Source organism: Phycicoccus endophyticus, assembly GCF_011326735.1.
In the GTDB taxonomy this organism is placed as follows: Bacteria; Actinomycetota; Actinomycetes; order Actinomycetales; family Dermatophilaceae; genus Phycicoccus; species Phycicoccus endophyticus.
Genome location: NZ_JAANCN010000008.1, coordinates 129930 through 150582, shown reverse-complemented (window position 1 = coordinate 150582; position 20653 = coordinate 129930). Strand labels below are relative to the sequence as shown.

Annotated in this window: 20 protein-coding genes; 11 read left to right on the top strand and 9 right to left on the bottom strand. The window is 74.4% G+C overall.

All coding sequences use genetic code 11. The features are described 5' to 3' along the window. Positions 1 to 20: 20 nt before the first annotated feature. Entirely contained in the window at positions 21 to 785 is a 765-nt protein-coding gene (locus G8D98_RS10745) for an alpha/beta hydrolase family protein (protein WP_166102815.1), read from the bottom strand. A gap of 44 nt (positions 786 to 829) precedes the next feature. Between G8D98_RS10745 and G8D98_RS10740 the strand changes: the two genes are divergently transcribed. Genes G8D98_RS10740 through G8D98_RS10725 form a run of 4 tightly spaced genes read left to right on the top strand, consistent with a single transcriptional unit; the run spans position 830 to position 3038 of the window. After that, on the top strand, positions 830 to 982 hold the full coding sequence (locus tag G8D98_RS10740) for a Sp36 family protein (protein WP_166102813.1): 153 nt from the start codon (positions 830 to 832) through the stop codon (positions 980 to 982). 2 nt (positions 983 to 984) lie between these two features. After that, positions 985 to 1458: a RidA family protein gene (locus G8D98_RS10735; protein WP_166102810.1), complete on the top strand. Its 474-nt coding sequence runs from the start codon at positions 985 to 987 to the stop codon at positions 1456 to 1458. A gap of 22 nt (positions 1459 to 1480) precedes the next feature. Next, positions 1481 to 2176: an NUDIX hydrolase gene (locus G8D98_RS10730; RefSeq protein ID WP_166102808.1), complete on the top strand. Its 696-nt coding sequence runs from the start codon at positions 1481 to 1483 to the stop codon at positions 2174 to 2176. Between the two features lie 37 nt (positions 2177 to 2213). Then, a complete protein-coding gene (locus G8D98_RS10725) occupies positions 2214 to 3038 on the top strand; it encodes an MBL fold metallo-hydrolase (protein WP_166102805.1) in 825 nt (274 codons plus the stop codon). Positions 3039 to 3056: 18 nt separating this feature from the next. Here G8D98_RS10725 and G8D98_RS10720 read toward each other — a convergent pair whose 3' ends face one another. Further along, positions 3057 to 3734 (bottom strand): Crp/Fnr family transcriptional regulator, encoded by a 678-nt coding sequence (locus tag G8D98_RS10720; RefSeq protein WP_166102803.1) that lies wholly within the window; start codon positions 3732 to 3734, stop codon positions 3057 to 3059. Positions 3735 to 3823: 89 nt separating this feature from the next. Between G8D98_RS10720 and nth the strand changes: the two genes are divergently transcribed. The 3 genes from nth (at position 3824) to G8D98_RS10705 (ending at position 6555) form a co-directional block, all read left to right on the top strand. Then, positions 3824 to 4612, top strand: a complete 789-nt coding sequence (gene nth, locus G8D98_RS10715) for an endonuclease III (RefSeq protein ID WP_166102800.1) — start codon at positions 3824 to 3826, stop codon at positions 4610 to 4612. 63 nt (positions 4613 to 4675) lie between these two features. Next, complete coding sequence (locus tag G8D98_RS10710) at positions 4676 to 5353, top strand: NUDIX hydrolase (protein WP_229661979.1); 678 nt, start codon at positions 4676 to 4678, stop codon at positions 5351 to 5353. Beyond that, entirely contained in the window at positions 5350 to 6555 is a 1206-nt protein-coding gene (locus tag G8D98_RS10705; protein WP_166102795.1) for a MarP family serine protease, read from the top strand. The genes G8D98_RS10710 and G8D98_RS10705 overlap by 4 nt, the downstream gene beginning before the upstream one ends. A 10-nt stretch (positions 6556 to 6565) precedes the next feature. Here G8D98_RS10705 and G8D98_RS10700 read toward each other — a convergent pair whose 3' ends face one another. The 3 genes from G8D98_RS10700 to acs all read right to left on the bottom strand — a co-directional run bounded on the left by G8D98_RS10700 (position 6566) and on the right by acs (position 10511). Beyond that, entirely contained in the window at positions 6566 to 6958 is a 393-nt protein-coding gene (locus tag G8D98_RS10700) for a phage holin family protein (RefSeq protein WP_166102778.1), read from the bottom strand. Positions 6959 to 7010: 52 nt separating this feature from the next. Beyond that, positions 7011 to 8372, bottom strand: a complete 1362-nt coding sequence (nhaA, locus tag G8D98_RS10695; protein WP_166102775.1) for a Na+/H+ antiporter NhaA — start codon at positions 8370 to 8372, stop codon at positions 7011 to 7013. A gap of 186 nt (positions 8373 to 8558) precedes the next feature. Continuing rightward, complete coding sequence (gene acs, locus G8D98_RS10690) at positions 8559 to 10511, bottom strand: acetate--CoA ligase (RefSeq protein ID WP_166102872.1); 1953 nt, start codon at positions 10509 to 10511, stop codon at positions 8559 to 8561. Between the two features lie 326 nt (positions 10512 to 10837). Here acs and G8D98_RS10685 point away from each other — a divergent pair, with 326 nt between their 5' ends. After that, positions 10838 to 11734 (top strand): phenylalanine 4-monooxygenase, encoded by an 897-nt coding sequence (locus G8D98_RS10685; protein WP_166102773.1) that lies wholly within the window; start codon positions 10838 to 10840, stop codon positions 11732 to 11734. Positions 11735 to 11789: 55 nt separating this feature from the next. Here the strand turns inward: G8D98_RS10685 and G8D98_RS10680 are convergent, their stop codons facing one another. Beyond that, positions 11790 to 13427, bottom strand: a complete 1638-nt coding sequence (locus G8D98_RS10680; protein ID WP_166102771.1) for a solute symporter family protein — start codon at positions 13425 to 13427, stop codon at positions 11790 to 11792. A 2-nt stretch (positions 13428 to 13429) separates the two neighbouring features. Next, on the bottom strand, positions 13430 to 13768 hold the full coding sequence (locus G8D98_RS15515; RefSeq protein ID WP_187566557.1) for a DUF485 domain-containing protein: 339 nt from the start codon (positions 13766 to 13768) through the stop codon (positions 13430 to 13432). Between the two features lie 211 nt (positions 13769 to 13979). Between G8D98_RS15515 and tdh the strand changes: the two genes are divergently transcribed. The 3 genes from tdh (at position 13980) to helR (ending at position 18721) form a co-directional block, all read left to right on the top strand. Continuing rightward, on the top strand, positions 13980 to 15020 hold the full coding sequence (tdh, locus tag G8D98_RS10670; protein WP_166102767.1) for an L-threonine 3-dehydrogenase: 1041 nt from the start codon (positions 13980 to 13982) through the stop codon (positions 15018 to 15020). A 156-nt stretch (positions 15021 to 15176) separates the two neighbouring features. Further along, positions 15177 to 16370, top strand: a complete 1194-nt coding sequence (locus G8D98_RS10665; protein ID WP_166102764.1) for a glycine C-acetyltransferase — start codon at positions 15177 to 15179, stop codon at positions 16368 to 16370. 137 nt (positions 16371 to 16507) lie between these two features. Further along, positions 16508 to 18721, top strand: a complete 2214-nt coding sequence (gene helR, locus G8D98_RS10660) for an RNA polymerase recycling motor ATPase HelR (RefSeq protein ID WP_166102762.1) — start codon at positions 16508 to 16510, stop codon at positions 18719 to 18721. A gap of 17 nt (positions 18722 to 18738) precedes the next feature. On the opposite strand, the gene G8D98_RS10655 is transcribed toward helR, so the two are convergent. Together G8D98_RS10655 and G8D98_RS10650 are read right to left on the bottom strand one after the other, a co-directional pair. Then, positions 18739 to 20271 carry a sodium/solute symporter gene (locus G8D98_RS10655; RefSeq protein WP_166102760.1) on the bottom strand — a complete coding sequence of 511 codons (1533 nt, stop codon included), beginning with the start codon at positions 20269 to 20271 and terminating at the stop codon, positions 18739 to 18741. Beyond that, entirely contained in the window at positions 20268 to 20648 is a 381-nt protein-coding gene (locus G8D98_RS10650) for a hypothetical protein (protein ID WP_166102758.1), read from the bottom strand. The genes G8D98_RS10655 and G8D98_RS10650 overlap by 4 nt, the downstream gene beginning before the upstream one ends. Between the last annotated feature and the right edge of the window lie 5 nt (positions 20649 to 20653).

Here is a 20653-nt window from a genome sequence, read left to right as displayed (position 1 = left end):
GAGCCGCGGCGGTGGTGTCCTCAGGGCAGGGTGAGCTCCTCGACCTCGGCGAGCAGCAGCAGGTAGGCGGGATGCTCCGGGTCGACGAGGTCGAAGTGGTCGGCACCCCGGGCCGTGGCGGTACCGGCGTGCTCGTCGCCGGTGCGGGCGGCGGCGTAGGCCTGCGACACCGATGCCGGGACGACGTCGTCACGCTCCCCGGAGACGAGCGCCACCGGTGCCGAGAGGTGCTGGCGGGCGGGGTCGGCGGCCGCCCACGCCTGCGGGACCTCCTCGGGGGCGCCGCCGAGGAAGGAGCGTGCGGCGTCGTCCCCGAGGTGCAGCCGGTCGGCCTCGGCGAGGTCGGCCACGGCCCCGAGACCGACCGCGCCGAGCAGGTCCGGGACCCGGTGCTCGGAGGCCAGCCAGGTCACCAGGTGGCCGCCGGCGGAGTGGCCGACGAGGACGAGCGGGTCGGGCAGGTCGCTGTCGGCGCGGACCGCGTCCACCGTGGCCCGGAGGGCGTCGGCCGTGCCGGGCCACCCGCCGCCGGGCATCCCGGTGCGGGGGTACTCGAGGTTGGCGGTGTGGAACCCGTCGCGGGCCAGGGCCTCGGCGAGCGGGGCGAGGTGGGCGCGGTCGTAGCGTGCGCGCCAGAAGCCGCCGTGGACGAGGGCGACGGTGACCCCGCGGGCCCGGTGCGCCTCCGGCTCGTAGACGTCGTAGACGTCGGTCTGCTCCGGCCCGGTGACCTCGGTGCGGTCCGGCGCTCGGGCGGGTCGGGGCGTGACCTCGGCGTCGCTCATCACGGCCACCGTAGCCCCGCCGGGCCGCCGGTAGGGTGGCGCGCATGCAGAAGTGGGAGTACGCGACCGTGCCGCTCATCGTCCACGCGACCAAGCAGATCCTCGACCAGTGGGGCGAGGACGGCTGGGAGCTGGTCCAGGTCATCCTCATGCCGGAGGGCAACCTCGTCGCCTACCTCAAGCGGCCGAAGGGCTGACCGTGGGCGCCGTCGAGGAGCGGGTCGCCGCGCTCGGGCTGACCCTGCCCGAGACGCCCGCCCCGGTCGCCGCCTACCGGCCCGCCGTGCTCGACGGCTCTCGGGTCTACGTCTCGGGCCAGCTGCCGTTCGTCGCCGGGCGGCTGCCCGAGGTGGGCCACGTGGGCGAGCTCGTCGGGCTCGTCACGCCGCAGCGGGCCCGCGAGCTCGCGCGGCTGTGTGCCCTCAACGCCGTGGCCGCCATCGCCTCCGTCGTCGGTGAGCTCGACCGGGTGCAGCGCGTCGTCAAGGTCACCGGCTTCGTCTCCTCCGACCCCTCGTTCACCGGCCAGCCGGGCGTCGTCGACGGCGCGAGCGAGCTCCTCGGCGAGGTGTTCGGCGAGGCCGGCGTGCACGCCCGCTCGGCCGTCGGGGTGGCCGCGCTGCCGCTCGGGGCGCCCGTCGAGGTCGAGGTGATCGCCCACGTCCGCGACTGACGGGGCACCCCCCGAACTGCGGGTGGTCCGGCTCCCGCTGCGCGAGGACGCGCTGCGCGCCCGCGCCGAGGACTGGGTCGCCCGGGGGCGCCCCGCCGGGTCGGCGCCACGACCGGCCGCCACGGTCATGCTCGTCCGGGACGGCCGCGACGGGCCGCAGGTGTACGTCCAGCGCCGCGCGGCGACCATGGCGTTCGCGCCCTCGATGGTCGTCTTCCCCGGGGGCCGGGTCGACCCGGCCGACCACGCCCTCGACCTCTCGACCCCGGGGCTGGCCGACCTCGCGGCCCACCTCGGGGTGAGCGCGCAGCACGCGGCCCCGTTCGCCGCGGCGGCCGTGCGGGAGGTCGAGGAGGAGTGCGGCGTCCGGCTCGAGGTGGCGGCGCTGCGCGGACGCGGCCACTGGGTGACCCCCGCGTTCGAGCCCCGGCGCTACGACACGTGGATCCTCGCGGCCGGGATGCCGCCGGGACAGCACCCCCGCGAGACCAGCGGCGAGTCCGACGGCGGGGGCTGGGCGCGGCCGGCCGACCTGCTGGCCGGGGCCGGTTCGGGCCGGGTGCGGATGCTGCCGCCGCAGGTCTGGGCGCTCGAGGCGCTCGGCCGCTGCGCGGACGCTGCCACGTTCCTCGCCGAGCGGCCCCGCATCGTGCCGGTCCTCCCGGAGCCGGAGCGCCGGCAGGACGGCGGCCTCGTCCTGCGGGCCGAGCTGCCGTGAGCGCGCGACCGGTGTCCGCCGAGCCCGGGCGGGCGCGATGAGCACCGCCGCGCCGCCGCCGTCCGTGGCCGACCCGTGGGCCGGGGGAGCCGTCGGGGAGCGGGCCCACTGCGTCCTCGCGCCGAACCCCGGGCCGATGACGCTCGACGGCACGAACACCTGGGTGCTCCTGGAGCCGGGGTCGAGCGAGGCCGTCGTCGTCGACCCCGGGCCGCACGGCGAGGAGCACCTGCGGGCCGTGCTCGACCTCGTCGCCGGTCGGGGGGCCCGGGTCGCCCTGACCCTGCTCACCCACGGGCACCACGACCACGCCGAGGCCGCCCCGCGCTTCGCCGAGCTCTCGGGAGCGCCCACGCGGGCGCTGGGCGCCGGCCACGACGACCTCGGGGACGGAGACGTCGTGCGGGTGGGCGGGCTCGAGCTGCGGGTCGTCGCCACCCCGGGGCACACCGCCGACTCGCTCTCCTTCGCCCTCCCCGCCGAGCACGCCCTCCTCACCGGGGACACCGTCCTCGGGCGGGGGACGACCGTCGTCGCCCACCCGGACGGCGAGCTCGCCGCCTACCTGGACTCGCTCGAGCGGATCGCCGCGCTCACCGGCGACGGGGAGGTCACCCGCATCCTCCCCGGCCACGGACCGCTCGTCCCCGACGCGGCGGCGATGGTCGCGTTCTACCGGGTACACCGCGCCGAGCGGCTCGAGCAGGTGCGCCAGGCGCTCGCCGACGGTGCGGCCGGCGAGGACGACCCCGTGGAGGGGGTCCTGCGGCGCGTCTACGCCGAGGTCCCGAGGTCGGTGTGGCCCGCCGCCCGGCTGTCCGTGCGGGCCCAGCTGGAGTACCTCCGAGCGCCTCGGGGGTGACCTGCCGCGGTCCGGCGCTCAGCGGGCGCGGCGGCGCAGGCGCTCGACGTCGACGAGGAGGACGGCCCGGGCCTCGAGGCGCAGCCAGCCGCGGGAGGCGAAGTCCGCGAGCGCCTTGTTCACCGTCTCCCGGGAGGCGCCGACGAGCTGGGCCAGCTCCTCCTGGGTGAGGTCGTGGGCGACCATCACCCCCTCCTCGACGGGGCGCCCGAAGCGCTTGGCGAGGTCGAGCAGCGCCTTGGCCACCCGGCCCGGCACGTCGGTGAAGACGAGGTCGGCGAGCACGTCGTTGGTGCGGCGCAGCCGGCGGGCGAGCGCGGCGAGGAGGGTCAGGGCGACGCCGGGGCGCTCGCGCAGGTACTCCTTGAGCTGCTCGTGGCCCATCGACAGCAGCTGGGTCTCGGCGACGGCGGTCGCGGTGGCGGTGCGCGGACCGGGGTCGAAGAGCGAGAGCTCGCCGAACATCTCACCGGGCCCGAGGATGGCCAGGAGGTTCTCGCGGCCGTCGCTGCTGGAGCGCCCCAGCTTGATCTTGCCCTCGCCGATGACGTACAGCCGGTCGCCCTGGTCGCCCTCGTGGAAGAGGACGTCGCCGCGCTCGAGGCGGGAGGAGCTCATCGTCGCGATGAGCCCCTCGGCGGCCTGGTCGTCGAGGGGTGAGAAGAGCGGCGCTTTCCGCACGACGTCGTGATCCACGTCCCACAGTGTGCCAGAACGGCGTCGCTGCCTCCGGGTGGCGCGTGGCCGCCCCGCCCGCTGTCGGGGGTCGGCCGTAGGCTGGCGTCGTGCCCGCCCGCCCCACCCCCGCCGTACGCCGCGCGGCGACCGGGGACGAGACCCCCGTCGCGCGCACCCGTCGCGCCCGGCGCATCTACCACGCACTGCGCGAGCGGTACCCGTACGCCCACTGCGAGCTCGACTTCGACTCCCCGCTGCAGCTCCTCGTCGCCACGGTGCTGTCGGCCCAGACCACCGACGTCATGGTCAACACGGTGACGCCGACGCTCTTCTCGCGCTGGCCCACGGCAGAAGCGCTCGCGTCGGCCGACCGGGCCGAGATGGAGGCGGTGCTCAAGCCCACGGGGTTCTTCCGGGCCAAGACCAACTCGGTCATCACGCTCGCCCAGGCCCTCGTGGAGCGCTACGGCGGCCAGGTGCCGGGCCGGATGGAGGACCTCGTCACCCTGCCGGGCGTCGGGCGCAAGACGGCCAACGTCGTCCTCGGCAACGCCTTCGGCGTCCCCGGCATCACCGTCGACACCCACGTCGGCCGGCTCGTCCGGCGCTGGGGGTGGACCCAGGAGACCGACCCGGTCAAGGTCGAGGCCGCCGTCGCAGCGCTCATCCCGCGCCGGGAGTGGACGATGCTCAGCCACGTCGTGATCTTCCACGGCCGGCGCACCTGCTTCGCCCGGCGGCCGGCCTGCGGTGCCTGCCCGGTCACCCGCTGGTGCCCCGCGTACGGGGAGGGCGAGACCGACCCCGAGGCCGCGCGCCGGCTGCTGAAGTTCGAGCTCGCCCCGGGGGCGGTGCTCCCCGACCCGCCTCCCGGCCCGCTCCCCGGCGAGGCCTGACGAGGAGCGTTCCCGCCGGCCGGCGCGGCCACCCGTCGGTGGCGCGTGCCTACGATGACCGGCATGACCCCGGCCCCGGACTGGCTGACCCGGCTGGCCGCTCGCCCGGACGTCGGTGAGCACCCCTGGTTCGCCGCGCACCCCGTCCCTGCGGGTGGGGCGCGCCGCTCGGCCGTGCTCGTCCTCTTCGGCCCGGGCACCGGAGCCGGCCCGGACGTCGTGCTCACCGAGCGCTCCCGTGGGCTGCGCTCCCACCCCGGCCAGGTCTCCTTCCCGGGGGGCCGGCTCGACCCCGGGGACGACGGACCGGTGGACGCCGCGCTGCGGGAGGCGCACGAGGAGGTCGGGCTCGACCGCTCGCAGGTCGAGGTGCTCGCCGAGCTGCCGACCCTGCACCTCGCCCCGAGCGAGAGCGCCGTCACGCCCGTCCTCGCCTGGTGGGAGCGTCCGGGGCGGGTCGGCGTCGTCGACCGCGCGGAGGTGGCCCGGGTGGACCGGGTGCCGCTGGCCGAGCTCGTCGCGGCCGAGCGCCGCTTCACGACGGTCTTCGGGCCCTACCGGGGGCCCGGCTTCGAGGTCGGGGACCTGTTCGTGTGGGGGTTCACCGCGATGCTCCTCGACGCCCTCCTCGACCTCGCCGGCCTGGCCGGCCCCTGGGACGTCTCGCTCGAGCGGGGCCTGCCCGAGCGGGTCCGCTCGCCGTGGATGCGGGGCCTGGACCCGAGCGCGGAGACGCCGTGAGCGCGGCAGGGGTCCTCGACGTCGTCCTCCTGCTCCTCCTCGCCGGCACGACGTGGCGGGGCTGGCGCCAGGGGCTGGTCACCGCAGCCCTCGGTCTCGTCGGGCTGCTCGCGGGTGGGTACCTCGCGGCCCGGTACGCCCCTGCCCAGCTCGAGCGTCACCTCGGCGACCTCGGGAGCTCCTCGGGCGTCCTCGTGGTCGTCGGCGTGGTGCTGCTCGCGGCGGTCCTCGGGCAGTCGGTCATGCTCCTGGTCGCCCGGCGCGTGCGGGCGGCCCTCCAGGACGTCGGCGTCGGCGCCCTGGACCACCTCCTCGGGGCGCTCGCCGTGCTCGCGGCTGCGGTGCTCGTGCTGTGGGTGCTGGCGGGCGCGGTGCGCGTGGGCGGCCCGCCCACCCTGCGCTCGGCGGTCGCGGGCTCGCGCGTCGTCGGTGTCGTCGACGACGTCGTGCCGCCCTCGGCGGGCCGGCTCGTCACCGACCTCACCCGGGCACTCGACCGCGAGGGCTTCCCCCGTGTCTTCGAGGGGCTCGGTCCCGAGCCGATCTCCGCGGTCCCCGCGCCGGACGCCGACCTCGTCCGTGACCGGTCCGTCGTCCGCGCGATGCGCTCGGTCCTCCACGTCCGGGCCGAGGCCCCCCGGTGCGGGCAGACCCAGGTGGGCAGCGCATGGGTCGTCTCCGCGGGGCTCGCCGTCACCAACGCCCACGTCGTCGCCGGGGCCGACGGCGTGCGGGTCAGCGTCGACGGCGTCGGCCCAGAGCTGGCCGCCCGGGTCGTGCGCTTCGACCCGGACCGGGACGTCGCGGTGCTCGCCGTCCCCGGCCTCGGCGCCCCGGCGCTACGGGCCGGCGAGGAGCTGGCCCGGGGCGAGGACGCCGTCCTGGCCGGCTTCCCCGGCGACCAGGGCCTGTGGGTCGGCGCGGCGCGGGTGCGTGAGGTGCTCCAGGCCCGCGGCGCCGACATCTACGGCAGCGAGGGCACGACGCGGGAGGTCTACTCGCTGCGGGCCACCGTGCGCCGGGGCGCCTCCGGCGGTCCCGTCCTCGACACCGACGGCCGGGTCGTGGGAATGGTCTTCGCGACCTCGCTCGACGACCCGCAGACCGGGTACGCGATGACGCTGGACGAGGTCTCCCCGGTCGTCCGCGGCGCCGACGTCCGGGACGAGCCGGTCTCGAGCGGGGCCTGCCGCGTCGGCTGAGCCGCCGGCGTCAGCCCTGCTCGCGCTTGAGGACCGCCACCGTCTCCTTGCCCTGCGCGATGGCGCGCTCGGGCGCCGGCCGGGCGTGCTGGAGGGCGTTGCGGCCGAGCAGCCCGAGCACGCCGGCCCCGAGGAGCAGGAGCACCGTGACGACGAGGTAGCCGGCCCACACCGGCAGCCAGATGGCGACCACCCGGGCGAGGGTGTGCAGGAGGAACACGAGCGCGAACAGCCCGACGACGGCGGCGCCCGCGAGCAGCCCGGCCCCCTTGCCGATCGTCTTGGCGCCCTCGGTGACCTCGGCCTTGGCCAGCGCGATCTCGCCGCGGACGATGCCCTGCAGGTCGTGCGTCGCGTCGGCGACGAGCTGTCCGATGGTGCGCTCGCTGCTCTCGGGTGCCATCCGTGCTGCCCTCACTGTCGTCGTCCCACGTCGGGGCGGTTCTTCCCCGACCTTACCCAGTGGACGCCTCGCCGGGGCCGGCCCGCTCCTCGTGACGCTCTGCGCGCCCCTCCTCGTCGGCGTCGCGGGCCTCGCGCTCCTCGATCCGGCGGTACACCGCGTTGCGCCGCCGCAGGATGGCCGCGGCGATGAGTGCGGAGACGAGCGACCCCAGGAGGATGCCGAGCTTGACGTGCTCCTCCCGGTCGCTGCCGACGCCGAACGCCAGCTCCCCGACGAGCAGGGAGACGGTGAACCCGACCCCGGTGAGCACCGAGAGGCCCGCGACATCGGACCACGTGAGGTCGTCGTGCAGCTCGGCGTTGGTGAAGCGGGCCATGACCCAGGTGGACCCGAGGACGCCGACGAGCTTGCCGACGACGAGCCCGAGGACGACCCCGACGGCGACCGGGTCGGTGACGGCCTCGGCGAGCCCGCCTCCGGCGATGGCGACCCCGGACCCGAAGAACGCGAACACGGGCACCGCGACCCCCGCGGACAGCGGGCGCATCCGGTGCTCGAAGCGGTGCGCGACGTCGGTGTCGCGCGACATCGTGCTCAGGGACGGCACCTGCCGCCGCGGCTTGACGGGCACGACGAGTCCGAGCAGGACCCCGGCGACCGTGGCGTGCACGCCGGAGGCATGGACGAAACCCCAGGTCAGGGCGGCCAGCGGCACGAGCAGCCACCACTGGCCGAGCCGGCGCTGGACGAGGAAGGCGAAGGCGGCGAGCGGCAGCACGGCGAGCAGCAGGGGCAGGACGTGCAGCTCGGAGGTGTAGAAGACCGCGATGATCGTGATGGCGATGAGATCGTCGACCACGGCGAGGGTGAGCAGGAAGGAGCGCAGCGCCGACGGCAGGTGCGAGCCGATGACGGCGAGCACCGCGAGAGCGAAGGCGATGTCGGTCGCGGTGGGGATCGCCCAGCCCCGCAGCGCCTCGCCGTCGCCTCCCATCGCGGAGACGACCGCGAAGAAGACGAGGGCCGGCGTGATGACGCCGCAGACGGCCGCGACGACGGGGACGGCGGCCTTGGCGGGGTTGCGCAGCTCGCCGACGATGAACTCGCGCTTGAGCTCCAGCCCGGCCACGAAGAAGAAGATCGCGAGCAGGCCGTCGGCCGCCCAGTGTCCCAACGACAGCCGCAGGTGGCCCCACTCGACCCCGACCTCGGTGTCGCGCAGTGCCGTGTAGGCGTCCGCGGCAGGACTGTTGACGAGCGCGATGGCCAGGACCGCTGCGAAGAGCAGGATCGCCCCGCCGATGGTCTCGGTGCGCAGGGCGTCGGCCACGAGCTGGGCCTCGGCCCACGAGGGCCGGTTGAAGACCCGACGGCGCTCGGGGGACCGGGGCGTGGGAAGGGGAGGGCTCATCACGGCTCCTGTCGTGGTGGGCGGGAGCGAACCGGTGTCGGGGCTCGCGTGGGCGACTGCCGACCAGACTTCCCGGCGCTCCGCCTCCCAGTGTAGTGGCCGCCCCGCCGGCCCGGTCCGGGCCCACCGCATGCGGACGGGGCGCCACCCGGCCGTGCCGGTGACGCCCCGTCTGCCGCGCCGGGGTCAGTCCGAGGAGCCGCCGGACATGCCCTCCTTGATCAGGCTCATCACCGAGGAGTCGGCGAGCGTCGTCACGTCGCCGACCTCGCGGTTCTCCGCGACGTCGCGCAGCAGGCGGCGCATGATCTTGCCCGAGCGGGTCTTGGGCAGCTCGGGGACGACCATGACCTGGCGGGGCTTGGCGATCGGCCCGATCTCCTGGCTCACGTGGTTGCGCAGCTCCTGGACGAGCTCGCCGCCCTCGCCCGGCTCGTCGGCCTCCTCGACGGCGTCGGCGCGCAGGATGACGAAGGCGCAGACCGCCTGGCCGGTCGTGTCGTCGCTCGCGCCGACGACCGCCGCCTCGGCGACCTTCGGGTGGGACACGAGGGCGGACTCGATCTCGGCGGTCGAGAGCCGGTGGCCCGAGACGTTCATGACGTCGTCGACCCGCCCGAGGAGCCAGATGTTGCCCTTGTCGTCGTACTTGGCGCCGTCGCCGGCGAAGTAGTACTTCTCGCCGAACCGGCTCCAGTAGGTCTCCCGGTAGCGCTCCGGGTCGCCCCAGATGCCGCGCAGCATCGAGGGCCAGGGCTTGGTGAGCACGAGGTAGCCGACCTTCTCCGGCTCGGTGAAGGGGTTGCCGTCGTCGTCGAGGATCTCGGCCGAGATGCCCGGGATCGGGTGCTGGGCCGAGCCCGGCTCGAGGGTCGTGACCCCCGGCAGCGGGCTGATCATGATCGCCCCGGTCTCGGTCTGCCACCAGGTGTCGACGATCGGGGCGGTGTCGTGGCCGACGTGCTTGCGGTACCAGAGCCAGGCCTCGGGGTTGATCGGCTCCCCGACGCTGCCGAGGACGCGGATCGAGGACATGTCGAACTTCGCGGGGATCTCGGCGCCCCACTTCATGAACGTGCGGATCGCCGTCGGGGCGGTGTAGAGGATGGAGACCTTGTACTTCTCGACGATCTCCCACCACCGGCCCTGGTGCGGGGTGTCCGGGGTGCCCTCGTAGAGCACCTGGGTGGCCCCGTTGGCCAGCGGCCCGTAGACGATGTAGCTGTGGCCGGTGACCCAGCCGACGTCGGCGGTGCACCAGTACACGTCGGTCTCCGGGTGCACGTCGTGGACGACCGCGTTCGTGTAGGCCGCCTGGGTGAGGTAGCCCCCGGTCGTGTGGAAGATGCCCTTCGGCTTCCCCGTGGTGCCCGAGGTGTAGAGGATGAACAGCGGGTGCTCGCTGTCCATCGGCTGCGCCTCGTGGGTGTCGGGCTGGCCGTCGACGAGGTCGTGCCACCACACGTCGCGGTCGTCGTCCCACTCCACCTCGGAGTCGGTGCGCTTGACGACGAGCACCTTCTCGACCGGGGAGGCGTCGTCGCCGTGGTGGATGGCGGCGTCGACGGCGGCCTTGAGCGGCGCGGCCTTGCCCCGGCGCCACTGCCCGTCCGTCGTCACGACGACCTTGGCCTCGGCGTCGGCGATGCGGGTGTGCAGCGCCTCGGCCGAGAAGCCGCCGAAGATCACCGAGTGCGGGGCGCCGATGCGGGCGCAGGCGAGCATCGTGAAGACGGTCTCGGGGATCATCGGCATGTACACGGCGACACGGTCACCCGTCGCGACCCCGAGCGACTCCAGGGCGTTGGCCGCCTTCGAGACCTCCGCCAGCAGGTCGGCGTAGGTGATGGTCCGGGTGTCGCCGCCCTCGCCCTCGAAGTGGATCGCGACGCGGTCGCCGTTGCCGGCCTCGACGTGCCGGTCGACGCAGTTGTACGCGACGTTGAGCTCGCCCCCGACGAACCACTTGGCGAAGGGCGCGCCGCTCCAGTCGAGCGTCTGCTCGAAGTCCGTCGACCAGCTGATGCGCTCGCGCGCCTGCCGGGCCCAGAACCCCTCGTGGTCGGCCTCGGCCTCGTCGTACATCGCGGCGGTGCCGTTGGCCTGGGCGGTGAACGCGGCGTCCGGGCTCAGGTCCATCTCGTGCAGGTGGCTCGACAGGCTGTCGTCGGTCACGGCGGGCTCCTCCTCGTCGTTGAGTCTTCTTCCACCCAACCCAACCCGACGACGGGCCCGGAGGCAACCGTCGGCCGCGGGGCGGGCGGCCCAGCGGCGCGCAGGTGCGCCGAGCGGCGCGGTGCCGGGACTCGCGGGCTGGACACACTGCCCGGTCCGTGGCGGGGTGGGCTCCCGCGGGTGTGCACTCGTTGACCAGGTGCCCGCCCACCGGTTCCCCTCGCCGCGCCGGCGTGCTTCGGTGGTGCCTCGCCCCCCGGGGCCCCACCACTCACGAGGAGGTGAGCGCGGTGTTCGAGGAGGGACAGCTCTACTCGGCCGTGACGACCCAGGACGACGGCACCGTGACGGTGCACCTGGCGGACAACCACCCCGGCCTGCACGACGAGGCCTACCTGGCCCGCCGCGGCGAGATCGCCGCGGCGGCGCTCGCGCACGAGCCGGGCGGACCGGTGCCGGTCGTCCAGTACACCGACGACGAGCACGGCATCTGGCGGACGGTGTGTGCCGAGCTCGCGCCCAAGCACGAGCGGTACGCCCATCCGGAGTTCCTGCGCGGCAAGGAGGCTCTCGGGCTGCCCGCCGAACGCGTCCCCCAGCTGTCCGAGGTCACGGCGCTCCTGGCGCCGCTCACCGGGTGGTCGTACACGTGCGCCCCGGGCCTGGTCCCGCTGCGGGACTTCTACGGCCGGCTCGGCCGGCGGGTGTTCAGCTCGACGCAGTACCTGCGCCACGGCAGCCAGCCCCTGTACACGCCCGAGCCGGACATCATCCACGAGGTCGTCGGGCACGGGAACCAGCTGGCGAGCCCCCGGTTCGCGGCGGTCACCGAGGCCGCGGGGGCCGCCACGGCACGCCTGGAGACCGACGAGGCGGTCAAGTTCGTCGCCGACGTCTTCTGGTTCTCCATGGAGTTCGGCGTCATGGCCGACGGCCCGGACCTGAAGGCGTACGGCGCGGGCATCCTCTCGAGCTACGGCGAGATGGACGAGTTCGGCTCGATGGAGATCCGGCCGCTGGACCTGGTCGACATGGGCACGCTCAACTACGACATCACCGCCTACCAGCCGGTGCTCTTCCGGGCCGCGAGCGTCGACGAGCTCGAGGACGTCGTCGGGAGCTTCTTCGCGACGGTCGACGACGACCTCGCCGCCCGGCTGCGAGCACAGGCCCCGGCGTCGGTCTGAGCGGCCACGCACGACGGCGCCGGGTCGGTCGGACCGACCCGGCGCCGCGGGGTGCTCAGTGCTCGACCGGCTGGGCCACCCCGTGCCCGGTCAGCGAGCGCACCTCCATCTCGGCGTACTTCGCCGCGTTGTGCTCCCTGCTCGTCACCGACCCCAGCCAGCCGAGGAAGAACGCCAGCGGGATGGAGACCAGCCCGGGGTTGTCCAGCGGGAACCAGTGGAAGTCCACGCTCGGGGGCAGCATGGCCAGGTTGGCGCCCGTGGTCGCGTCGACCTTCCCGGAGACCACCGGGCTGAAGACGATCAGGCCGATCGCCGAGACGAGCCCGCCGTAGATGGAGAACAGCGCCCCGCGGGTGTTGAACCCCTTCCAGAACAGCGAGTAGAGGATCGTCGGCAGGTTCGCCGAGGCGGCCACGGCGAACGCGAGCGCCACGAGGAAGGCGATGTTCTGGCTCTTGGCGTACATCCCGCCGACGATCGCGACCACGCCGATGACGACGGCGGCGATCCGGGCCACGCGCACCTCCTGGTCGCCGGTCGTGCGCCCGTGCCGGAAGACCTCCTTGTAGAGGTCGTGCGCGAAGGTCGCCGAGGTGGTGATCGTCAGGCCGGCCACCACCGCGAGGATCGTCGCGAACGCGACCCCGGAGATGATGCCGAGCAGCACCGACCCGCCGAGCTCGTAGGCGAGCAGCGGCGCCGCGGCGTTGGCCTTGCCCGGTGCGGCCGCGATCGTGTCGGGGCCGACGAGGGCCGCCGCGCCGTACCCGACGACGAGGGTGAGCAGGTAGAAGCCGCCGATGAGCCAGATGGCCCACTCGACCGAGCGGCGGGCCTGCTTGCTCGTCGGGACGGTGTAGAAGCGCTGCAGCACGTGCGGCAACCCCGCGGTCCCGAGGACCAGGGCCATCGACAGCGAGATGAAGTCGATCTTCGTCGTCGTGCTCTGGCCGTACTTCAGGCCCGGCTCGAGCAGCTTCTCCCCGGCGGTGGTGGAGCTGTCCACCGCGGACTGGAACAGGCTGGAGAGGTTGAACCCGTACTTGCCGAGCACCCAGACGGTCATGACGAAGGTCCCGGCGATGAGCAGGATGGCCTTGATGATCTGCACCCACGTCGTGCCCTTCATCCCGCCGATGAGCACGTAGGCGATCATGATGACGCCGACGATGGCGATGACGAGGTTCTGGGCCGCCTCGCCGCTGACACCGAGCAGCAGCGACACGAGGCCGCCGGCGCCGGCCATCTGGGCGAGCAGGTAGAAGAACGAGACGCAGATGACCGAGATCGCCGTGGCGACCCGGACCGGGCGCTGGCGCAGCCGGTAGGAGAGGACGTCGGCCATCGTGAACCGGCCGGTGTTGCGCAGCAGCTCGGCGACGAGCAGTAGGGCGACGAGCCAGGCGACGAGGAAGCCGATCGAGTAGAGGAAGCCGTCGTAGCCCTGGAGCGCGATGGCTCCCGCGATCCCGAGGAAGGACGCCGCCGAGAGGTAGTCCCCGGCGATGGCGATGCCGTTCTGGCGCCCGTCGAAGGCGCCGGCGGCGGTGTAGTACTGCTCGGCGGTCTTCCGCCCCGACGCCACCCGGATGACGATGACGAGGGTGAAGAGGACGAAGGCGGCGAAGATGCCGATGTTCAGCGCGGGGGTGCCGACGCTCGTGGCGTCGGCGAGGGGCAGGCTGGTCATGGTCAGTGCTCCCTCACGCCGTCGAGGCGGGCGCCCAGGGCGTCCGCGGCCGGGTCGAGCTGACGGGTCGCCCAGCGCGAGTACAGCAGGGTGATGGCGAACGTCGTGACGAACTGACCGAGGCCGAAGAGCAGGCCGACGGTGATGGTGCCGCCGACCCGCTGGCCCATGAAGCCGGGCGCGAAGATCGAGAGCAGGACGTAGAGGAAGTACCAGGCGAGGAAGAACGCGGTCATCGGGAAGACGAACCCCCGGAACCTGCGGCGCAGCTCCTGGAACTCCGGTGTGGACTGCAGCGCGAGGTAGGGGTCCTCGGCCGACGTGCGAGCGTCGTTGCTCACGGTCACCTCCGGTGTCGATGCCTCGGGCGGACGCCCGGGTCGCGACCCAGGGTGCGCCACCTCCACGCGGGAGGGGAGTGCCTCCGCCCACCCCCGCGCCCGACGGCTGCTTGCCGCGCCGGACGGGTGCGCGCCCGGCGAGCGGGCCCACGGGCGCGCGCCGAACGGGCCCGATGGTGCGCCCAGCGGCGACGCGGGCATGATGGTCGGCGTGCGTGCGCTGAGGAAGGTCTCCGCGGGTCCCGGTCTCGAGCTGGTCGACATCCCGGAGCCGGTGTGCGGACCGAAGGACGTCAAGGTGCGAGTCGCCCGGGCCGGCCTGTGCGGCACCGACCTCCACCTCGAGGGGTGGGACGACTGGGCCGCGTCGACGGTCCGGGTGCCGATGACCGTGGGGCACGAGTTCTTCGGTGAGGTGGTGCAGGTCGGCTCCGACGTCGACCACGTCACGGTCGGCGACCTGGTCTCGGGGGAGGGGCACATCGTCTGCGGCACCTGCCGCAACTGCCGGGCCGGCCGGCGCCACCTGTGCATCCACACCGTCGGCGTCGGGGTGAACCGCGACGGCGCCTTCGCCGACCACGTCGTCATCCCGGCGACCAACGCGTGGGTCCAGCCCACGGACCTCGACCCGGACCTCGGGGCCCTCTTCGACCCGCTCGGCAACGCGGTGCACACGGCGCTGCAGTGGCCGGTGGCGGGCGAGGACGTCGTCGTCACCGGGGCCGGTCCGATCGGGGTCATGGCGACCGCGGTGGCCCGGCACGCGGGGGCCCGGCGCATCGCCGTCACCGACCTGTCCGCCCGGCGCCTGGAGCTGGCCCTGGCGGCCGGCGCGGACCACGTGGTCGACGTCTCCCTGGGTGAGACCCTCCGGGAGGCCCAGGAGGCACTGGGCATGCTCGAGGGGTTCGACATCGGGCTGGAGATGTCCGGCGCGCCCGGGGCGGTCGAGGACCTGCTGGCGAACATGAACCACGGCGGCCGGGTGGCGATGCTCGGGCTGCCCCAGGACCGCTACGCCATCGACTGGGGGCGGGTCATCACGCACATGATCACCCTGCGCGGCATCTACGGCCGCGAGATGTTCGAGACGTGGTACCTCATGGGCTCGATGCTCGCCTCGTCGGCGCGGCTGCGCTCGGCGGTGTCGTCGGTGGTCACCGGCCGCTACCCGGCCCACGAGTGGCAGGCGGCGTTCGCCGAGGCCCGGGCCGGGCAGGGCGGCAAGGTCGTCCTCGACTGGACCTGACGGGCGCGGCGGCTCTCGACCGGAGCCGGGGGAGGATGCCTCGAGCCCCCACCCCTCGTCCTCCGGCGCCGGGTCTGCGAGAGTGCTGGTGACGCCGGCCCGGCGGTGCGGTGACATCCCGTGGAGAGGTCCGGCAGAGCGGACGGAGGAGCCCAGGTGTACGGAGCGGTCAAGGACGAGCTCGCGGCGACGCTGCGGGAGATCGAGGACGCGGGGCTCACCAAGCGCGAGCGGGAGCTGACGAGCCCCCAGGCCGCGCACGTCTCGACGACGGGTGGGGAGTCGCTCAACTTCTGCGCGAACAACTACCTCGGCCTGGCCGACGACCCCCGGGTCGTCGCCGCCGCCCGCGAGGCGCTCGACACCTGGGGCTTCGGGATGGCCTCGGTGCGTTTCATCTGCGGCACCCAGACCCAGCACACGCTGCTCGAGGAGCGGCTCTCGGCCTTCCTCGGCACCGAGGCGACGATCCTGTACTCCTCGTGCTTCGACGCCAACGGCGGGGTTTTCGAGGTGCTCTTCGGCGCCGAGGACGCCATCGTCAGCGACGAGCTCAACCACGCCTCGCTCATCGACGGCATCCGGCTGTCGAAGGCGGCGCGCTACCGCTACCGCAACGCCGACACCGACGACCTGCGACGCCGGCTGGAGGCGGCACGGGAGGCCGGTGCCCGGCGGCTGTGCGTCGTCACCGACGGGGTGTTCTCCATGGACGGGTCGTACGCCCCGCTCGAGCGGATCTGCGACCTCGCCGACGAGTACGAGGCGATGGTCCTCGTCGACGACAGCCACGCCGTCGGGTTCGTCGGCGACGGCGGCCGGGGCACCCCGGAGCTGTTCGGCGTCATGGACCGGGTCGACATCCTCACCGGCACGCTCGGCAAGGCCCTCGGCGGCGCCTCGGGCGGCTACGTCTCCAGCCACCGCGAGGTGGTCGACCTGCTCCGCCAGCGCTCGCGTCCGTACCTGTTCTCGAACTCCGTCGCGCCCGGCGTCGTCGCGGGGTCGCTGGCCGCGCTCGACCTGGTCTCCTCGTCCGCCGAGTCACGGGAAGCTCTGCGCCGCAACGCATCCCTGTTCCGCGACCTGATGGACGACGCCGGCTTCGAGCTGCTGCCGGGCAGCCACCCCATCGTCCCGGTGATGTTCCCCGGGGAGGACGGCGCGCGCCGGGCCACGCAGATCGCCGACCACATGCTCGGGCACGGCGTCTACGTCATCGCGTTCAGCTACCCGGTGGTGCCGACGGGCCGGGCTCGCATCCGCGTGCAGCTGTCGGCGGCGCACTCCGAGGCAGACGTGCGGCGCTGCGTCGAGGCGTTCGTGGCCGGGCGCGACGCCGTCGACTGACGCTCCGATCGCCCCCGGATCCCCTCTACCTCCAACGTATAGCGCACAGGGGGCCTTGCGGCAAGGCCCCCCGTGCGCGGGACGATCACCGCTGCAGTGCCGGCACCCGGCCGGCCGAGAGGCACCGGAGCACACCCGTGACCCCCGCGACGACCAGCGCGTTCGACCTGCCCGACCACCTCGCCGCCAAGCGCGACCCGGCCCTCGTCGCCGACGACGAGCGCTTCTTCCACCACCTCGCCGAGGCACTCGAGGAGCGCGTCGCCACCACCGCCGAGCGCCTCGACGCCGCCCGACGCGCCCCGGCCGGCGAGGGCAGCGAGGCCGTCGAGCGCGACCTGGAGACCCACCGCCTCGCCGCCCGCCTCCGCCTCCTCCAGCGCTTCGGCCTCGACCTCTGCCTCGGGCGGATGGTGACGACCGGCGGCGACGTCGTCCGGGTGGGGCGCCTCGGGCTGGCCGACGCCGACGGCGACCCGCTGCTCGTCGACTGGCGCGCCCCCGCGGCCGAGCCCTTCTTCGCCGCGACGCACGCGCACCCACTCGGGCTCGCCAGCCGGCGCCGCTACCGGTGGGCCTTCGGTCGGGTCACCGACTACTGGGACGAGGTCTTCGACCCGGGGTCCCTCGCCGGGCACGCCGCCCTCGACGACCAGTCGGCCTTCGTCGCGAGCCTCGGGGCGGCTCGGGACGGCCGGATGCCCGACGTGCTCGCGACCATCCAGGCCGACCAGGACGCGGTGGTGCGGGCCGGCTCCCGCGGGGTCCTCGTCGTCGACGGCGGCCCGGGCACCGGGAAGACGGTCGCGGCGCTGCACCGGGCCGCGTACCTGCTGCACGCCGAGCCCCACCTCGGCCAGGGCCGCGGTGGCGTCCTCGTCGTCGGCCCCCACCACCCGTACCTCGAGTACGTCGCCGACGTCCTGCCGAGCCTCGGCGAGGAGGGCGTCGCCACGTGCACCATTCGCGACCTCGTCGCCGAGGGCCGTTCCGCCGCACCCGAACCGGACCCCGCGGTGGCACGGCTCAAGGCGTCGGCCCGGATGCTCGACGCGGTCGAGCCCGCGGTGGCGCTCTACGAGGAGCCACCCACCTCCGCGGTAGAGGTGGTGACGCCGTGGGGCGAGGTGCGGCTGGCGCCCAGCGCCTGGGAGGAGGCCTTCGCGGCCGTCGAGCCCGGGACGCCGCACAACGAGGCCCGGGACACGGTGTGGGAGGCGCTCGTCGACCTCGTCGCCGACGCCGTGCGCGTCCAGGTGGGCGACGACACCGACTGGCGCGAGGGGTCGGACGACTTCGACGCATACGCCCTCGACGTGGAGGGCTCGAGGCCTGCGCTCGCCCGCGCGCTCGCCGCCGACCGCGGCCTCGTGCGCGCCGTCGAGCGAGCCTGGCCGCTGCTCGAGGCGACCGACCTGCTCGGAGACCTCTGGAGCGTCCCGGCCTACCTGCGTCGCTGTGCGCCCTGGCTGACGCCGCAGCAGGTGGCCGCTCTGCAGCGCGCGGACCCCGCGGCCTGGACGGTCGAGGACCTCCCGCTGCTCGACGCCCTGCGCCGGCGCCTCGGCGACCCCGACGACGCGGAACGCCGCCGCCGCCGCGCCGCTGCGCAGGCCCGCGAACGTGCCCGGATGGACGACGTCGTCACCGACCTGCTCGCGAGCGACGACTCCGACCTCCAGGTCATGTCCATGCTGCGCGGTCAGGACCTGCGCTCCGCGCTCGTCGACCGCTCCGCGGGTCCGCCGGTCGACCGCGACCGGCTCGGCGGCCCCTTCGGGCACGTCGTCGTCGACGAGGCCCAGGAGCTGACCGACGCCGAGTGGCGGATGCTCCTGCAGCGGTGCCCGTCCGGGAGCCTCACCGTCGTCGGAGACCGGGCGCAGGCGCGGCACGGGTTCGCCGAGCCGTGGGGCGAGCGGCTCGCCCGGGTCGGCCTGCGGGACGTGCGGGTCTCGACGCTCACGGTCAACTACCGCACCCCCGAGGAGGTGATGGCCGAGGCGGCCCCGGTCATCCGGGCGGTCCTGCCGGATGCGAACGTGCCGACGTCGGTGCGCCGCAGCGGCATTCCCGTGCACCACGGCGGGGTCGACGAGCTGGACGACCTCGTCGGGCGCTGGGCGGCCGACCATCCGCAGGGGGTCGCCTGCGTCGTCGGCGCCCCGGGGCTCTCCGACCGCCCTCGCGTGCGGTCCCTCACCCCGGTGCTCACCAAGGGGCTCGAGTTCGACCTCGTGGTCCTCGTCGACCCGGAGACCTTCGGCGAGGGGGTCGAGGGCGCGGTCGACCACTACGTCGCGATGACCCGGGCGACCCAGCAGCTCGTCGTGCTGACGAGCGGGGGCTGACCGCGCCGCGCATCCGCTCAGTCGTGGGTTCGGCTGCGGGCCAACCGGACCCGCTCGGGTGTGTGCAGGCGCACGAGGACGCGGGTGGTCGACGCCGGCACGCGACCGGGCGTGGCGAGGGAGACGACGACGGCGGTGGCGAAGGCGAGGGGCACCGCCCACAGCCCCGGGTCGGCGAGCAGCGCACCGGGCCAGCCGGTGAACCGGTCGGTGGCCATCGTCGTGCCGAGTGCGGCGACCGTCGCGCCCCCGCCGACGACGAGGCCTGCCAGGGCCCCCGCCGTGGACAGCCGTCGCCACCAGACGCCGAGCATGATCAGTGGGGCGAAGGTCGCCGCGGCCACCGCGAAGGCGAGCCCAACGGTCGTCGCGGCGCCGAGCGGCTCGGAGGCCCTGCTCACGACGTACGGCACGACGACCGCGGCGACCGCAGCGAACCGGAAGCCCCGCACCCCGGGCGCGTCGCCGCCGGTCAGCCGGGCCAGCCGGGGCCGGAGCACCTCCTGGTCGAGGACGCCGGTGACGGACATCGTCAGTCCGGAGGCGGTGGAGAGGAAGGCGGCGAAGGCGCCTCCTGCGAGCATCGCCGTGAGGACGTCGCCCCCGAGACCGCCGACGAGCTCCCCGGGCAGCCGGAGGACCACCGAGTCCGAGCGCACGCCCTCCGGCAGGACGGGGAAGGCCAGCCGGCCGAGGGCGGCGTACACCGGGGGGAGGAGGTAGAAGGTGCCGAGGAGCGCGACGACGGTGACCGTCGTGCGCCGGGCGCCGACCCCGTCCGGGTTGGTGTAGTACCGGACGAGCACGTGCGGCAGCCCCATCGTCCCCAGGGAGAGCGCGAGCACGGTCGAGGTGGTCCGGTAGACCGGGTGGTCGTCGGGTGCGGTCGGGGCGAGCGGGATGCTCCAGCCGTCCGGGACCGTCGGCGAGGGGTGGCCGTCGCGGAACCACAGCGCGAGCAGGACGAACGCCGGGACGGCGAGGGCGGTGAGCTTGACCCAGTACTGCACCGCCTGGACGAAGGTGATCGAGCGCATCCCTCCCGCCCCGACCGCGGCGGCGATGACGACCATGACGACGAGCCCCCCGACCCAGGAGGGTGCGCCCGACACGAGGGTCAGCGTGAGGCTGGCCCCCTGGAACTGGGGCACGAGGTAGAGCCACCCGATGGCGACGACGAGGATCGAGGAGACCCTCCGGACCGGAAGGGAGCCGAGCCGTGCCTCGGCGAAGTCGGGGAGGGTGTACGCGCCGGAGCGGCGCATCGGGGCGGCGACCATGACGAGCAGCACGAGGTAGCCGAGGGTGTAGCCGACCGGGACCCACAGCATGTCGACCCCGACCCCGTAGACCAGCCCCGCGACGCCGAGGAAGCTCGCCGCCGAGAGGTACTCGCCCCCGATGGCCGAGGCGTTCAGCCGCGGGGAGACGGTGCGGCCGGCGACGTAGAAGTCGCTCGTGCGCCGGGACAGCCGCAGCCCGAGGCCGCCGACGACGAGGGTCGTCAGGCACACGAGGGCCACGGCGGCCAGGGAGAGCGGGTGGCTCACGGGTCCTCGACGACGTCGGCGAAGTCGGCCTCGATCCGCTCGCTCGCCCGCGCGTACCAGCGGGCGAGCACCCACGCGACGGGGTAGACCACCACGCCGAGCACGAGCCAGGCGAACGGCAGGCCGGCGACGGTGGTGCTCCGGGTCGCCGGGACGAGGAGCAGGAGCACCGGGAGGGCGGCCAGCCCGACGAGGGTGAGGGCGAGCACGGCGAGCGACAGGCGCAGCTGGGCACGCATCAGGCCCTCGAGGTAGACGTCACCGAGCGCCGTCTGCTCGTCGATGTCGCGGGCGGCGGCCCGGACCCGCAGCGGGCTGGCGCCCCGGCGGGAGCTCGTGACCCGGACGCGCTCGCGCGGGGGCGGGAGGTCACTCATGCCGG

What these genes read in the sequence shown, in the direction of transcription:
- G8D98_RS10745 (WP_166102815.1), bottom strand. Translation starts at nt 785, where the DNA reads ATGAGCGACGCCGAGGTCACGCCCCGACCCGCCCGAGCGCCGGACCGC.
- G8D98_RS10740 (WP_166102813.1), top strand. Translation starts at nt 830, where the DNA reads ATGCAGAAGTGGGAGTACGCGACCGTGCCGCTCATCGTCCACGCGACC.
- G8D98_RS10725 (WP_166102805.1), top strand. Translation starts at nt 2,214, where the DNA reads ATGAGCACCGCCGCGCCGCCGCCGTCCGTGGCCGACCCGTGGGCCGGG.
- G8D98_RS10710 (WP_229661979.1), top strand. Translation starts at nt 4,676, where the DNA reads ATGACCCCGGCCCCGGACTGGCTGACCCGGCTGGCCGCTCGCCCGGAC.
- G8D98_RS10700 (WP_166102778.1), bottom strand. Translation starts at nt 6,958, where the DNA reads ATGGCACCCGAGAGCAGCGAGCGCACCATCGGACAGCTCGTCGCCGAC.
- nhaA (WP_166102775.1), bottom strand. Translation starts at nt 8,372, where the DNA reads ATGAGCCCTCCCCTTCCCACGCCCCGGTCCCCCGAGCGCCGTCGGGTC.
- acs (WP_166102872.1), bottom strand. Translation starts at nt 10,511, where the DNA reads ATGGACCTGAGCCCGGACGCCGCGTTCACCGCCCAGGCCAACGGCACC.
- G8D98_RS10680 (WP_166102771.1), bottom strand. Translation starts at nt 13,427, where the DNA reads ATGACCAGCCTGCCCCTCGCCGACGCCACGAGCGTCGGCACCCCCGCG.
- G8D98_RS10650 (WP_166102758.1), bottom strand. Translation starts at nt 20,648, where the DNA reads ATGAGTGACCTCCCGCCCCCGCGCGAGCGCGTCCGGGTCACGAGCTCC.